The sequence below is a fragment of the Mesorhizobium sp. NZP2077 genome (assembly GCF_013170805.1).
In the GTDB taxonomy this organism is placed as follows: domain Bacteria; phylum Pseudomonadota; class Alphaproteobacteria; order Rhizobiales; family Rhizobiaceae; genus Mesorhizobium.
Map to the genome: position 1 here is coordinate 3910681 of NZ_CP051293.1, position 14878 is coordinate 3925558.

16 protein-coding genes are annotated in these 14878 nt (G+C 62.9%); 15 read left to right on the plus strand and 1 reads right to left on the minus strand.

The window, feature by feature from the left end; translation table 11 throughout:
• Positions 1–97 precede the first annotated feature (97 nt).
• From nagZ to HGP13_RS19390, 10 genes are all read left to right on the plus strand, one after another.
• Positions 98–1117 carry a beta-N-acetylhexosaminidase gene (gene nagZ, locus HGP13_RS19345; RefSeq protein ID WP_172228244.1) on the plus strand — a complete coding sequence of 340 codons (1020 nt, stop codon included), beginning with the start codon at positions 98–100 and terminating at the stop codon, positions 1115–1117.
• 63 nt (positions 1118–1180) lie between these two features.
• Positions 1181–1981, plus strand: a complete 801-nt coding sequence (locus HGP13_RS19350; protein WP_172228246.1) for a ScpA family protein — start codon at positions 1181–1183, stop codon at positions 1979–1981.
• Entirely contained in the window at positions 1978–2745 is a 768-nt protein-coding gene (scpB, locus tag HGP13_RS19355) for an SMC-Scp complex subunit ScpB (RefSeq protein WP_172228248.1), read from the plus strand. The genes HGP13_RS19350 and scpB overlap by 4 nt, the downstream gene beginning before the upstream one ends.
• A gap of 179 nt (positions 2746–2924) precedes the next feature.
• The gene (locus tag HGP13_RS19360) at positions 2925–3146 is read left to right on the plus strand and encodes a twin-arginine translocase TatA/TatE family subunit (RefSeq protein ID WP_013895102.1); all 222 of its coding nucleotides are present in this window, start codon (positions 2925–2927) and stop codon (positions 3144–3146) included.
• A 29-nt stretch (positions 3147–3175) separates the two neighbouring features.
• Positions 3176–3937: a Sec-independent protein translocase protein TatB gene (gene tatB, locus HGP13_RS19365; protein ID WP_172228250.1), complete on the plus strand. Its 762-nt coding sequence runs from the start codon at positions 3176–3178 to the stop codon at positions 3935–3937.
• Positions 3934–4809 (plus strand): twin-arginine translocase subunit TatC, encoded by an 876-nt coding sequence (tatC, locus tag HGP13_RS19370; protein WP_172228252.1) that lies wholly within the window; start codon positions 3934–3936, stop codon positions 4807–4809. The genes tatB and tatC overlap by 4 nt, the downstream gene beginning before the upstream one ends.
• Positions 4810–4910: 101 nt before the next feature.
• Positions 4911–6215, plus strand: coding sequence for a serine--tRNA ligase (serS, locus tag HGP13_RS19375; RefSeq protein WP_172228254.1), 1305 nt, complete (start codon positions 4911–4913; stop codon positions 6213–6215).
• A complete protein-coding gene (gene surE / locus HGP13_RS19380) occupies positions 6215–6973 on the plus strand; it encodes a 5'/3'-nucleotidase SurE (RefSeq protein ID WP_027039151.1) in 759 nt (252 codons plus the stop codon). The genes serS and surE overlap by 1 nt, the downstream gene beginning before the upstream one ends.
• Positions 6970–7623: a protein-L-isoaspartate(D-aspartate) O-methyltransferase gene (locus HGP13_RS19385; RefSeq protein WP_172228256.1), complete on the plus strand. Its 654-nt coding sequence runs from the start codon at positions 6970–6972 to the stop codon at positions 7621–7623. The genes surE and HGP13_RS19385 overlap by 4 nt, the downstream gene beginning before the upstream one ends.
• Positions 7624–7803: 180 nt before the next feature.
• The gene (locus tag HGP13_RS19390) at positions 7804–9330 is read left to right on the plus strand and encodes a peptidoglycan DD-metalloendopeptidase family protein (protein ID WP_172228258.1); all 1527 of its coding nucleotides are present in this window, start codon (positions 7804–7806) and stop codon (positions 9328–9330) included.
• A 143-nt stretch (positions 9331–9473) separates the two neighbouring features.
• Here the strand turns inward: HGP13_RS19390 and HGP13_RS19395 are convergent, their stop codons facing one another.
• Positions 9474–10349: an ATP-binding protein gene (locus HGP13_RS19395; RefSeq protein ID WP_172228260.1), complete on the minus strand. Its 876-nt coding sequence runs from the start codon at positions 10347–10349 to the stop codon at positions 9474–9476.
• On the opposite strand from HGP13_RS19395, the gene HGP13_RS19400 reads away from it, so the two are divergent.
• From HGP13_RS19400 to HGP13_RS19420, 5 genes are all read left to right on the plus strand, one after another.
• The gene (locus tag HGP13_RS19400) at positions 10333–10545 is read left to right on the plus strand and encodes a hypothetical protein (protein WP_172228262.1); all 213 of its coding nucleotides are present in this window, start codon (positions 10333–10335) and stop codon (positions 10543–10545) included. The genes HGP13_RS19395 and HGP13_RS19400 overlap by 17 nt on opposite strands.
• 94 nt (positions 10546–10639) lie before the next feature.
• Positions 10640–10981, plus strand: a complete 342-nt coding sequence (gene yajC / locus HGP13_RS19405; RefSeq protein ID WP_027043763.1) for a preprotein translocase subunit YajC — start codon at positions 10640–10642, stop codon at positions 10979–10981.
• A 51-nt stretch (positions 10982–11032) separates the two neighbouring features.
• Entirely contained in the window at positions 11033–13582 is a 2550-nt protein-coding gene (gene secDF, locus HGP13_RS19410) for a protein translocase subunit SecDF (RefSeq protein ID WP_172228264.1), read from the plus strand.
• 28 nt (positions 13583–13610) lie between these two features.
• Positions 13611–14003 (plus strand): Mth938-like domain-containing protein, encoded by a 393-nt coding sequence (locus HGP13_RS19415; RefSeq protein ID WP_172234777.1) that lies wholly within the window; start codon positions 13611–13613, stop codon positions 14001–14003.
• A 1-nt stretch (position 14004) separates the two neighbouring features.
• On the plus strand, positions 14005–14850 hold the full coding sequence (locus HGP13_RS19420; RefSeq protein ID WP_172228266.1) for a phytoene/squalene synthase family protein: 846 nt from the start codon (positions 14005–14007) through the stop codon (positions 14848–14850).
• Positions 14851–14878 lie beyond the last annotated feature (28 nt).

Sequence of the window (14878 nt, forward strand, 5' to 3'; positions counted from 1 at the left end):
ATGTGCCAACCCTTTTTATGTGGAAGCAAGTCAGGTGCTTCCACGCATGTGTCCAGAGACGATTCCCTTTGGCTGCGCGAAGCCCTAAACTCCTGATATGACCGAATCAAAAGCCATGATCCTCGGCTGTGCCGGGAAATCGCTCACCCGCGAAGAAATCAATTTCTATCGCAATGAATGCCCATGGGCCTTCATCCTGTTTGCCCGCAACATCGGCGAGACCGAGCAGATCCGCGATCTGGTCGCCGAGATGCGCGACTGTATCGGACGCCCGGACGCGCTGGTGTTCATCGACCAGGAAGGCGGCAGGGTGCAACGCCTGCGGCCGCCGCTGGCGCCGAACTATCCGGCGGGCGGGGCGCTTGGCGCGCTGTGGCGCGACGATCACGACGCCGGCGCCCGTGCCGCCTGGCTGATGGCGCGTCTGCACGCCTTCGACTTGCTACGCTACGGTATCACTGCGGATTGCCTGCCGGTGCTCGACGTGCCGATCGAGGGCGCCAGCGACGTCATCGGCGCTCGTGCCTATGGCAAGGAGCCGCGCCCGGTCATCGAACTCGGCCGTGCGGCGGCGGAAGGGCTGATGGCGGGCGGCGTGCTACCTGTCATGAAACACATTCCGGGCCATGGCCGGGCCTTTGCCGACACCCACTTCGAGCTGCCGATAGTCAACGCCTCGCTCAGCGATCTGCAGCGGCATGATTTTGCCCCGTTTAGGGAGCTCAACGACCTGCCGATGGCGATGACGGCACATGTCGTCTACAGCGCCATCGACCCCAACAACCCGGCGACCACCTCCGGCAAGGTCATCGACGAGATCATCCGCCGCGAGATCGGCTTCGATGGCTTGTTGATGAGCGACGACACCTCGATGAAGGCACTTTCTGGGGATTTCCCGACAAAGGCGGCCTCGATCCTTGCGGCGGGCTGCGATCTGGTCCTTCACTGCAATGGCGTTTTCGAGGAGATGGCGGGCATCGCCTCGCGCACCAAAGGGCTTGAGGGCAAGTCTCTGGAGCGCGCAAAGCGGGCACTGACCTATATAAAGAAACACGACGCGGTCGAGGAAACCGAGATACGCGCTGAATTCGCCACCTATTTCGATGCGGTGGCCTAACCAAGGGAAGTGACAGGGACAGTGGCGGAAACATTGGAAAGCAAGGCCGCGAAGGCCGCACCGATGGACCGTCTTTGGGCCGAGAACGACGATTCGCGCGTCACCGGCGACCCGTCGCTGGTCGTCGACGTTGCCGGCTTCGAAGGTCCGCTCGACCTTCTCTTGCATCTTGCCCGCACCCAGAAGGTCGATCTGGCGCGTATCTCGATCCTGGCGCTGGTCGAGCAGTATTTGACCTTTGTCGAGACGGCGAGGGCGCTGCGGCTCGAACTCGCAGCCGACTATCTGGTCATGGCGGCGTGGCTCGCCTTCCTCAAATCGAAGCTCCTGATCCCCAAGCAGCCGGGGGAAGAGGGCGAAAGCGGCGAGGAACTGGCGGCGGTGCTGCAATTCCGGCTGAAGCGGCTGGAGGCCATGCGCGACGCGGCGGCGCGTCTGGTCAACCGCAACCGGCTCGGCCGCGACGTGTTCGCGCGCGGCATGCCGGAAATGGTCATCATCGAGAAGCGCAATGCCTATTCGGCGTCGCTCTACGATCTCTTGACCGCCTATGCCCAGCAGCGGCAGAAGCATGCGATCAACAATGTGACCATCGCCAGGCGTGGTGTCTGGTCGCTCAAGGACGCGCGCGACATCCTGACCCGCCTGGTCGGGGCTGTCAGCGACTGGACGACGCTGGAAAGTTTCCTGATCGTGTATATGACCAGTCCCGAGGAACGGCGCACGGCGATCGCCAGTTCGTTTGCGGCAACATTGGAACTGGTGCGCGACGGCACGATGGACTTGCGGCAGGATCAGACGTTCGCGCCGATCTATCTGCGCGGCCGCGTGCAGGCAACCAAGGCAGTCGAGGTGGCATCATGAGCGAACGCGCCAACGCTTCGGTTATCCCCTTCAAGGTGGATAATGGGCCGGAAGCGGGGGATCTCGACGAGGCTTCCGTCCAGAATCCGGTACAGAACCCGGCCGAGCGCCTGCATATGGCCGAGGCCGTGCGCATGGCCGAGGCGATTGTTTTCGCCAGCGCCGAGCCGGTCAGCGAAAAGCAGCTTGCCGCGCGCCTTCCAGACGGCATCAACATCGCCCTAGCGATGGCCGAGTTGCAGCAGGTTTATGCGCGGCGCGGCGTCAATCTGGTGCGCGTCGGTGACGCCTGGGCTTTCCGCACCGCAGGCGACCTGGCCTTCCTGATGAGCCGCGACACGGTGCAGCAGCGCAAGCTGTCGCGAGCCGCCCTCGAAGTGCTGGCGATCATCGCCTATCACCAGCCGGTGACGCGCGCCGAGATCGAGGATATCCGCGGTGTCGAGACGTCGAAGGGCACGCTCGACACGTTGCTCGAGACGGAATGGGTGCGCATGCGCGGCCGTCGCAAAACACCCGGCCGTCCCGTTACCTACGGCACCACCGAAACCTTCCTCGACCATTTTGCGCTCGAGGAAATCCGCGATCTTCCGGGCATGGAGGAACTGAAGGGGGCGGGCTTGCTTTCGGGCCGCATGCCGTCGAACTTCTCCATTCCGCAGCCGCCGGCCGACCCGGACGCGCCGACCGAGGACGAGGATCCGCTGACCGACATCGACCTCGAGGAGCTTGGCCTTTTGACGCCACGCGTCACGGAAGATTGACCGCAAGCGTCTATCAAAAGCGGCTTTACGTCTTTACATGCGCCTTTTGGTAGCGGGCCGCGTTGCCGAAAATGCGTGACATCCGCCAGCCTTTCATAAACTCTGTCGCGGTTGTGTTTGAATCCCAACGCGAAAACGCATAGATCATCGCCAGGGAAAACATTCGAGAGAGATTTGCTATGGGTTCATTTTCAATTTGGCACTGGATGATCGTGCTGGTCATCGTGCTTCTGGTGTTCGGTCGCGGCAAGATCCCCGAACTGATGGGCGACATGGCCAAGGGCATCAAGAGCTTCAAGAAGGGCATGGCCGACGACGACGTCGCCGAGGACAAGCGCACCGTCGAACACCGTGCCGATGAGACCGTTTCGGCCGTGAAGGAAAAGGCCAGCAAGAGCTGAGCCAAGAGTTCTAGTCGGAACAGATTGCCATGTTTGAAGTCGGCTGGACCGAAATGCTGGTGATCGCGATCGTCATGATCGTGGTCGTCGGGCCGAAGGATTTGCCCAACATGCTGCGCACCTTTGGGCGCACGACGGCGAAGCTGCGTGCCATGGCCGCCGACTTCCAGAAACAGTTCAACGAGGCGCTGAAGGAGGCCGAGCTCGACGATGTCAAGAAGTCGGTCGACGAGCTCAGGGGCCTCAGCCCGGTTGCCGAAATCAAGAAGCAGCTTGATCCGTTCCAGCAGGCGGCGGCCGATGTCCGCGCCGGTGTCGATGCGGCGATGAAGCCGAAGCCGGCCGCCGATCCGGCAGCGCCCGCCGCTTCCACGCCACAGGCGGCCGAGCCGTTGAAGAATGGCGCAACGGAAATGCCCGGCGTCAGCGGGCCGGAGGCAGCGCCGCCAGCCCCGATCTTCCCGGCAATGACCGATGAATCGGTGGTGGCGATATCGACAGTGCCTGCCGTGGCGCCGAAGGCAGCTTCGGCCAAGAAAGCCGCCAAGGTGGCACCCGCATCAAAGGCGCCGTCCAAGGCCGCGACTTCCGTGAGGCCCGCTACGGCGAAAGCCGCGCCCGCGCCCAAGACGTCGACAAAGGTCGCGACAGCCGCAAAGCCTGCCGCCACCGCTTCGACGAAGCCTGCCGCCGCCAACGCGACTGCTGCCAAAACCGTGGCGAAAGCCGAACCGAAGCCTGCTGCGGCGAAGAAGCCGGTGGCCAAAAAGACGGCTGGAGCCGCCAAGTGAGCGTTTCGGACAAGGAAAAGGACGAGATCGAAAAGTCGTCCGCTCCGCTGATGGAGCATCTGATCGAGCTGCGTCGGCGACTGATCTGGTCGCTGGGTGGCTTCTTCGTCGCCTTCCTGGTTTGCTTCTTCTTCGCCAAGCGGCTGTTCAACCTTCTGGTCGTCCCCTTCAAATGGGCGACGAAATGGGCGGGTCTCGATCCGCACAAGGTCGAGCTGATCTACACCGCGCCGCAGGAATTCTTCTTCACGCAGGTCAAGCTCGCCATGTTCGGCGGCATGGTCATCGCCTTTCCGCTGATCGCCACGCAGATCTACAAATTCATCGCGCCCGGCCTCTACAAGAACGAGCGCAACGCGTTCCTGCCGTTCCTGATCGCGTCGCCCATTCTGTTCCTGATGGGCGCCTCACTGGTCTATTTCTTCTTCACCCCGATGGTGATGTGGTTCTTCCTCGCCATGCAGCAGGTCGGCACGGACGACCAGGTGCAGATTTCGCTGCTGCCGAAAGTGTCGGAATATCTCAGCCTCATCATGACGCTGATCTTCTCCTTCGGCCTGGTGTTCCAGCTGCCGGTGGTGACCAGCCTGATGACGCGTGTCGGCATGCTGTCGTCCAAGGCGCTGGCGGAAAAGCGCAAATGGGCGATCGTCATTGCGTTCATCGTTGCCGCCGTGCTGACGCCGCCCGATCCGATGAGCCAGATCGGTCTCGCCATTCCGACCATCCTTCTCTACGAGGTCTCGATCTGGGCCGCGCGGTGGATCGAGCGCGACCAGGAAAAGCAGCGGCTGGCACGTGAGAAGCAGGACGCCGGTGAGACCGTGGCGGACAAAACGCCGGACGAGCCTCCAGCGCCGGCTGCTTCGTAAACAACAGGCAGCGCCGGAAAGAGCCCGTCGCTGCCCGGTCTATCTTGCATCAATCGAGGATGCGGTTTACGCCCTCTCGCATAGCTGAGGACGGATAAACCATGCTTGACATCAAATGGATTCGCGACAACCCGAAGGCCCTTGTCGAGGCGCTAGTGAAGCGCTCGTGGTCGGCGGCTGAGGCGCAGTCCACGGTCGACGGGCTGATCGCCAGTGACGAGGCGCGGCGCGAACACGTCACCGAACTGCAGACCAAGCAGGAGCGCCGCAACGCCGCCTCGAAGGAGATCGGCAACGCCATGCGTTCGGGCGATGCCGCACTGGCCGAAAAACTCAAGGCCGAAGTCGGCGAGATAAAAACCTTCATCCAGAATGGCGAGGCGCGCGAGCGTGAGCTCGACAAGGCGCTGAACGACGCGCTGGCGGTGCTGCCCAATGTGCCGCTCGACGATGTGCCTGTCGGCAAGGACGAGCAGGACAATGTCGTCAAACACATCGTCGGCAAGGTGCCGACGCGGCCGAACTGGGTGAAGGAGCATTTCGAGATCGGCGAAGCGCTCGGCATGATGGATTTCGAACGCGCGGCAAGGCTGTCGGGCTCGCGCTTCACCGTGCTGAAAAGCGGCCTGGCGAGGATGGAACGCGCCATCGGCCAGTTCATGCTCGACCTGCACACGACCGAGCATGGCTATGAGGAAGTGATCCCGCCGCTGATGGTGCGCGACGAGGTGCTTTTCGGCACCAACCAGTTGCCGAAGTTCGAGGAAGACCTGTTCTTTGTGAAGCACGGGGAGGGCAGGCTTGGCCTGATCCCGACCGCCGAAGTGCCGCTGACCAACCTGGTGCGCGAGGAAATCACGGCGCACGAAAAGTTGCCGCTGCGCTATACCGCACTGACGCCGTGTTTCCGCTCGGAGGCAGGCTCGGCAGGCCGCGACACGCGCGGCATGTTGCGCCAGCACCAGTTCTACAAGGTCGAACTGGTGTCGATCACCGATCAGGAATCCTCGCTCGCCGAGCATGAGCGGATGACTGAGTGTGCCGAGGAAGTGCTGAAGCGGCTGGAATTGCCGTTCCGCACCATGGTGCTATGCACGGGCGACATGGGCTTTGGCGCGCGCAAGACCTATGACATCGAGGTCTGGCTGCCCGGCCAGAACGCCTATCGCGAAATTTCGTCCTGTTCGGTCTGCGGCGATTTCCAGGCGCGGCGCATGGACGCCCGCTACAAGGACAAGGACGGCAAGGGCAACCGCTTCGTCCACACGCTCAACGGTTCGGGCACCGCTGTCGGCCGCGCGCTCATAGCTGTCATCGAAAACTACCAGAATGAGGATGGCAGCGTAACCATTCCTGAAGTGCTGCGGCCTTACATGGGCGGTCTGGCAAAGATCGAAGCGAAATAATGCGCATTCTTCTGACCAATGATGACGGCATTCATGCCGAGGGCCTGGCGTCGCTCGAGCGCGTCGCCCGCACGCTGTCCGATGATGTCTGGGTGGTGGCGCCGGAGCAGGATCAGTCCGGCTATGCGCATTCGCTGTCGATCTCGGAGCCACTGCGGCTGCGCAAGATCGGCGAGAAGCATTTCGCCGTGCGCGGCACGCCGACCGATTGCGTCATCATGGGGGTGAAGAAGATCCTGCCCGGTGCGCCGGACCTGATCCTGTCCGGCATCAATTCCGGCGCCAACATCGCTGACGACGTGACGTATTCGGGAACCGTCGCTGGCGCCATGGAAGGCGCGCTGCTCGGCATCCGCTCGATTGCACTCAGCCAGGGATACTCCTATGTCGGCGAGGATCGCGTCGTTCCCTACGAGACTACCGAGGCGTTGGCGCCGGCACTGCTGAAGAAGCTCGTCGCGACGCCATTGCCGGACGGCGTGCTGCTCAACGTCAATTTTCCCAACTGCCTTCCTGAAGAGGTCGCCGGCACGGTGGTCACCACGCAGGGCAAGCTCGTGCACAGCCTGTGGGTCGATGAGCGCCGTGACGGGCGCGGCCTGCCTTACTACTGGCTGCGCTTCGGCCGCGAGCCGGTCGAGGGCAAGCAAGGCACCGACCTCTACGCGCTGCGCAACCGCCTGGTGTCGGTGACGCCATTGCAGCTCGACCTCACCGCGCATGAGATCCGTGACCAGCTGAGCAAGGCGCTTGCATGAACCTGCCAATCGATGACCGCGAAGGATTTGCCGCTTTCCTGTTGCGCCTGCGCGGCAGGGGAACGGTGCCGAAGGCGCTCATCGCGGCATTCGAGGCGACACCACGGCGCGGTTTCCTGGCGCCCCATTTCCACCAGATCGCCTGGTCGGACCGCATGCTGCCGATCGAATGCGGCGAGGCGATCGAAGGCGCCGACATGCAGGCGGCGGTGATCGCGGCCCTTGCCATCGAAGCGGGAAACCGCGTGCTCGAGATCGGCGCCGGTTCCGGCTATACTTCGGCGGTGATGTCGCGGCTGGCGGCGCGCATCGTGACCGTCGATCGCTACAAGACGCTGGTCGAACAGGCCAGGCAGCGTTTCGAGGCGCTCGGCATCGGCAATGTCATCGTCCGCCAGGCGGATGGCTCCGGCGGCTTGCCGGCCGAAGGACCGTTTGACCGCATCGTTGCCTGGGCGGCCTTCGACAGCTTGCCGCGCTTCCTGCTTGACCAATTGTCGAGCGGCGGCATCGTCATTGCGCCGATCGGGCCGGAGGAGGGCGAGCAGGTGCTGGGCAAGCTGACCAAGGTCGGCAGCCGTTTCGAGCGCGAGGACATCGGTATGGTGCGGCTGCAGCCGATCCTGCGCAGCGTCGCGGCCGTTCTCTAGTTTTCCAGCACAGCGCTGGCTCACGGTCGAACATCTAATTCGACCTTGTGATCCACACCGCCAACCGTCCTCAAATGTTTTAAGAAAATTTTCGTCGGATTCTAATGGGTTAACCGCCCAGTAACATTAACGCGCTTTAATCCTGTCTCAGTTGGTGAGAGTTTTGTGCGGGTTAGTGCGATGCAACTCAGTGTTTTGAAGGCAAACAGTCGCAATCTGGCGCGGGGCTGCGCTGTTCTCATGATTGCGGGCGCGGCCGCCGGGTGCAGTTCCCAGGCTTCGCGGTTCAACAGCGTCGACGATGTCTTCACTTCCTCGACCAACAATCAGCGCGCCATCATCAACAAGCAGGATGCGGCGCAGCCCTTTCCGGGCGATGTCTCCGCCGCTCCGCTTGACGGCAGCCACACCCAGTCGGTCAGCCGCTCCAGCCTCGAACCGGTTTCGAGCCGGCCGTTGCCGCCGCCCGTTTCAGCCCAGGCCGCGCCGGCACTCGCGCCTGCCGCCAATCCGGTGCGTGTCGCATCGGCGCCAGCGATGGTTCGTCCGGCTCCGCATGTCGACAGGACCACAACCGGCACTATCGATCCGGCTGCGAAACCGTTCAAGAATGCCCAGCCCGACGCGCCGAAGATGGCAGAAGCGGGCAGGCCGCACGCGACTGAGATCGTCGTTCGCGACGGCGAAACGATCAATGGCATCGCGCAGCACTACAAGGTGCCGGCCGACGTCATCATGAAGGTGAACGGTTTAAGCGCAACCAAAGGGCTGAAGACCGGCCAGAAGTTGGTCATCCCTGCCTATGCGTATTCGAGCAAGGCCGAACCGAAGGTCGCCGACGCAAAGCCGGCGAAGGATGGCAAGCATGATTTGCCGGCCACCGCGCCGGACAAGGTCGCCGTCCTGCCGCAGCAGCCGAAACTCAAGGAGGGCAAGTCCGCCGCGCAAGTCGATGCGTCGGCCGCCGCGAGCCAGCCCAAGGAGCCCAAGCCCGCGCAGGTGGCCAAGGCGACCGGTGCCGCCGGAACCTATACCGTCCAGTCGGGTGACACGATGTCCTCGATCGCCAGGAAGACCGGCGTCGGCGTCGTTGCGCTGAAGCAGGCCAACGGCATGAAGGACGGCTTGCTCAAGATCGGCCAGGCCCTGAAGGTGCCTGCCGGCGGAACCGCGACGGTCGCCAGCGCCAAGCCGGCGAAGGTCGATCCGGTTACCACGGCAACCACGCAGCCGCCCGCAAAAGCCACGCCGTCGGAAACGCTGGCATCCTACACGCCGCCGAAGAAGGACGCGAAGGTCATTCAGCAGGCCGAGGACGACGACGCGGTGGCGCCGGATGCCACGGGTATCGGCAAGATGCGCTGGCCGGTGCGCGGCCGGGTGATCTCCGGTTTCGGATCCGGCAAGGACGGCGTCGACATCGCCGTGCCCACGGGCACGCCGATCAAGGCAGCCGAGAACGGCGTCGTCATCTATGCCGGCGACGGGCTCAAGGAATTCGGCAACACGGTGCTGGTGCGCCACGAGAACGGCCTGGTCACCGTCTACGGCCATGCCAGTTCGATCGAGGTTCAGCGCGGCCAGAAGGTCAAGCGCGGCCAGGAAATCGCGCTCTCGGGCATGAGCGGCACGACGGACTCGCCGAAGCTGCACTTCGAAGTGCGCAAGAACTCGGCCCCGGTCGATCCGTCGGGTTATCTCGAATAGAATAAAAAAGGCGATTTGCGGGCCGTCTGACCTCCAGTCCGGCCCGCCGGCTCAGCCCGTTCCGCAAGGAGCGGGCTTTTTCAGTGACTTTTCCTGACCATGGTCTTGCCCCAAAACCGGCCTCCACTTTTCGGGATCATGGTCTAATCCTTGAGCGGTTTGCCAAGCCGGCCGGCCAGATCCTGCGTGAACTGCCAGGCGACGCGGCCCGAGCGGCTGCCGCGCGTCGTCGCCCATTCCAGCGCCTCTGCACGCAGCTGCTCGGGGTCGATGTCGAGGCCGTGATGGCTGGCATAGCCGTTGATCATCTCGAGATATTCGTCCTGCGAACATTTGTGGAAGCCGAGCCAAAGTCCGAAACGATCGGATAGCGAGACCTTTTCCTCGACCGCTTCGGAGGGGTTGATAGCGGTCGAGCGCTCATTGTCGATCATGTCGCGCGGCAACAGATGGCGGCGGTTCGAGGTGGCGTAGAAGATGACGTTGGCCGGGCGGCCTTCGACGCCGCCTTCCAGTGCCGCCTTCAGCGACTTGTAGGAGGTGTCGTCATGATCGAACGACAGATCGTCGCAAAACAGGATGACGCGGAAGGGGGCCGCCTTCAGCAAACCCATCAGCTTCGGCAGCGTGTCGATGTCCTCGCGGTGGATCTCGATCAGCTTGAGCGGCAGGTCGGATTTGGCCCTGACATTGATCTCGGCATGCACGGCCTTGACCAGCGACGATTTGCCCATTCCGCGCGCGCCCCACAACAGCACGTTGTTGGCTGCAAAGCCGGCGGCGAAGCGCTCGGTGTTGTCGACGAGGATGTCGCGGACACGGTCGACTCCGCGGATCAGGCCGATGTCGACACGGTTGACCTTGCGCACCGGCTCCAGATAGCCGGGATCGGCCTGCCAGACGAAGCAGTCGGCCTCGCCGAGGTCGGTTTCAGGCACCGGCGGCGGGGCGAGGCGGCCGACGGCCTCGATCAGGCGGTCGAGTTTCTTGTTGAGGGTGTCGATGCTGCTGTCGGTCATTTCAGGTCTTTTTTGGTTCGTTTCCTGGGGCGGGGAGGTGGGGGCGTTCGATTCCGTCGGGTTCGAAACCGGTTCCAACCGTTTGTTCGAACGTGATCTTTTCGGAAAACCGGCTCGCGCTTTTCGCGGTCATGCTCTAACACGGCCCGACAAGCCCGAAAAGCAGCCGATTTGGCTCGCCGCGCAGTTGCATTGACAACTTTACCGACTATATTCCGGCCAAATTTCAAGGGGCCGCCAAACTCCGCAGGACGGTTGGCTGCTGTTTTCAAAATTCAGGAGTACTTTCGATGTTCGTGACACCGGCATACGCCCAAGGCATCGGCGGCGCCTCTCCCGATATGCTCATCAGCATTTTGCCGTTTGTCCTGATTTTCGTGATCATGTATTTTCTGATCATCCGCCCGCAGCGCACGCAGCTGAAGAAGCGCGGCGAGATGCTGGCGGCGGTCCGTCGCGGCGACACGGTCGTCACCGGCGGCGGTTTCGTCGGCAAGGTGACGAAGGTGATCGACGACAACGAGCTCGAGATCGACCTTGGCGGTGGCACCAAGGTCACGGCGCTGCGCTCGACGATCGCCGATGTGCGCGTCAAGGGCGAACCGGTGGCCAACCAGAACGCCAAGAAGTAATCCAATTCCAGGCGGAGCGATCCGCGGACACGCTCTGACGGACGACGCCATATGCTGTATTTTTCGCGCTTCAAGATGATCCTGATCTGGGTGGCAGTCGCCATCACAGTGATCCTCGCCGCGCCCAATCTGTTCCCCGCCAGCACGCTGGCCCAGCTGCCGAGCTGGGTGCCGAAGCGGCAGATGACGCTCGGCCTCGATTTGCAGGGCGGTTCGCACATCCTGCTGGAGATGAACCAGAACGATCTTATCAAGGATCGGCTGGAGACGACGCGTGACGAAATCCGCACGCTGCTGCGCGACGCCAAGATCGGCTATACCGGCCTTGCCGGCACCGGGCGGACCTTGCAGGTCCGCATCACGGATCCAGCCCAACTCGACGCCGCAAAGATGGCCTTGAAGACCTTGACCGACCCTGTCGCCGCCGGCCTGTTCACTGGCGGCTCCATCCAGGAAATGTCGCTGGACGAGTCCGAGCCGGGCCTGCTCAAGTTCACCGTCACCGACGCCGGCATCAAATACCGTACGTCCACCGCATTGGCGCAGTCAATCGAGGTGGTCGAGCGCCGCGTCAACGAACTTGGCACCACCGAGCCCATCGTGCAGCGGCAAGGCGACGACCGCATCCTTGTCCAGGTGCCCGGCCTGCAGGATCCGCAGCGGCTGAAGGAAATCCTTGGCCAGACCGCGAAGCTGACCTTCCAGATGGTCGACCAGTCGATGCCGGTGCAGGACGCGATGAAGGGGCGCCCGCCCGCCGGCTCGTCGGTGCTCTACTCCCAGGACGATCCGCCGGTTCCATATCTGATTGAAAACCGCGTCATCGTTTCGGGCGAGAACCTCGTCGACGCGCAAGCGACGTTCAATTCGCAGAACAACGAGCCGGTGGTTTCATTCCGCTTCGATTCGAAGGGCGCCGCGCGCTTTGGCCAGGCGACCTCGCAGAATGTCGGCAAGCTGTTCGCCATCATCCTCGACAACCAAGTGATTTCGGCGCCGCAGATACGGGAACCAATCCTCGGCGGCACCGGGCAGATATCAGGCAATTTCACTGCCCAGAGCGCCAACGATCTCGCCGTGCTCCTGCGCGCCGGCGCGCTGCCGGCAACATTGACGGTGATCGAGGAACGCACTGTCGGTCCGGGCCTCGGCCAGGATTCGATCCATGCCGGCAAGGTCGCCGGCATCATCGGCTCGATCCTCGTCGTCGCCTTCATGTTCGTCGCCTACGGCTTCCTCGGTTTCCTCGCCAACATCGCGCTGGCGGTGCACGTGGCGATGATCGTCGGTGTGCTGTCGCTGCTCGGCGCGACGCTGACCTTGCCCGGCATCGCCGGTATCGTGCTGACCATCGGCATGGCGGTCGATTCCAACGTGCTGATCTACGAACGCATCCGCGAGGAACGACGTGCCGGCCGCTCCGTGATCCAGGCGATCGACACCGGTTTCACCAAGGCGCTGGCGACCATCGTCGATTCCAACGTCACATCGCTGATCGCCACCGTGGTGCTGTTCTATCTCGGCACCGGACCGGTGAAGGGCTTCGCCATCACCTACGCCATCGGCATCTTGACCACGGTCTTCACCGCTTTCACCTTCACCCGCCTGCTGGTCTCGATCTGGCTGCGTCGGGCTCGCCCGAAGGAGTTGCCGAAGGCGCCGGTGACTTTCATTCCGCCAGGCACCAAAATTCCCTTCATGGGTATCCGCCGGTGGACGTTCGCGCTGTCGAGCACATTATCGATTCTGTCGGTCGTGCTGTTCATGACCGTCGGCATCAATTACGGCATCGATTTCAAGGGTGGTTCGCTGATCGAGGTGCAGTCCAAGAGCGGTGATGCCAATCTTGGTGACATCCGCAACCGATTGACGGAACTCAACATCGGCGAAGTGCAGGTGCAGCAGTTCGGCGCGCCGAATGACGTGTTGATCCGCGTCGGTACGCAAGATGCCGGTGAAAATGCCGAGCAGACCGTGATCGACAAGGTGCGCGGTGAGTTGCAGGACCAGTATGATTTCCGCCGCGTCGAAGTGGTGGGTCCGACCGTTTCGGGCGAACTGGCCAAGCAAGGCACCATCGCGATGATCGTCGCGCTGGTCGGCATCCTGGTCTATGTCTGGTTCCGTTTCGAATGGCAGTTCGCTGTCGGTGCTATCATCGCGACGGTGCACGATGTGGTCATGACGCTCGGCTTCTTCGTCATCAGCGGGCTTGAATTCAATCAGTCATCGCTGGCGGCAATCCTGACCATCATCGGCTATTCGCTGAACGACACGATCGTCGTCTATGACCGTGTTCGAGAGGATCTGCGAAAATACAAGCGAATGCCGCTGCCGCAGCTTCTTAACAACGCCATTAACGAGACGCTGTCGAGAACGACGCTGACGTCCGTGACGACCAGCTTGGCGCTGTTGGCGCTGGTGCTGTTCGGCGGTGAGGTGATCCGCTCGTTCACGCTGGCGATGCTGTTCGGCGTTGTCTTCGGCACCTATTCGTCGATCTTCATCGCCGCACCATTGCTGATCCTGTTCAAGCTGCGGCCGCAGGCTTCAGCCGACGAGGAGAAGCCGGTCAGCGGCGGCAAGGCGGTCGCGACCTGACGCGCGGCCCCGAAGGGGTGACAGAGTGGTGACCGGCAAAGGCATTGTCATCCGCGAGGCGCATTTCCCTGGCCGCGCGCCAATCGAGGCCTACGGCAATGGCGGGTTCCGCTTTGCCGACATGTCGCATCGCGGCTCGCTGCTATGCCTGCCCACAGGCATCCATGGCTGGGAGCCGGCAGATCCCCTGGCGCTTACCGTCGCGGATTTCGATAGGCTGCTGGCAGAGGCCGGCAAGGTTGAGATCCTGCTGGTCGGCATGGGCAGGGATTTGAGGCCATTGCCGGCGGCGCTGCGAGCGGCGCTGAAGGAAGCGGGCATTGCGTCCGATCCGATGTCGACGGGTGCGGCGGTGCGGACCTACAATGTCCTGCTGGCGGAAGACCGCGCCGTGGCTGCCGCGCTCATCGCCGTCGATTGATATGTCGCAGAATGCCAAAATTGTCATGGACGCGGTGCGCGCCGCCGACCACGACCGCTACCTCACAGCGCTCTATGCGCCGGCCGAAAAGCGCGATGCGCTGTTTTCGCTTTACGCTTTCAATGCCGAAATCGCCGGCATCCGCGACCGCATCCACGAGTCGTTGCCGGGCGAGGTACGGCTGCAATGGTGGCGTGACCTCATCGCCGCCGACAATGATGGCGCAGGCATTGGCCATCCCGTCGCCGATACGCTGAAAGCGACAATTTCCGCCCATCGCCTGCCAAAGCTGGCGTTCGACAACATGCTCGAAGCGCGCATCTTCGATCTCTACGACGATCCGATGCCGTCGCGCACGGATCTGGAAGGCTATTGCGGCGAGACGGCGGCCGCGCTCATCCAGCTTGCGGCGATGGTGCTCGATCCCGTCGAGGCGCCTCGCTTTGCCGAACTGGCGGGCAGGGCGGGCTGTGCGCAGGCGATGACCGGCCTCTTGCTTCTGTTGCCGCGGCACCGCAAGCGCGGGCAGTGTTTTATCCCGGCCGACATTCTGGCGGCGGCGGGGTCTTCGTCGGAAGAGTTCGTTGCCGGCGATGGCGGGCCTGGCGCGGAGCGCGCCTTGGCGGCTTTGGCCGCGCTGGCGCGCGAACACCTTTCCGCTTTCGAGCGGGGCGCTGCCGCGCTGCCGGTGTCGTTGCGTCCGGCATTCCTGCCACTGGCCCTTTCGCGTGCCTATCTCGACAAAATGGAAGGCTCTCGCCCGCTCGAGGGCGTCGTGCGGCTATCCGCCTTGCGCCGGCATTGGCTGCTGTTGCGGCGGGCGAGCAAGGGCTGGCCCGCACTTTGACGTAAACGTCATTCGTGTTAAGGATTCG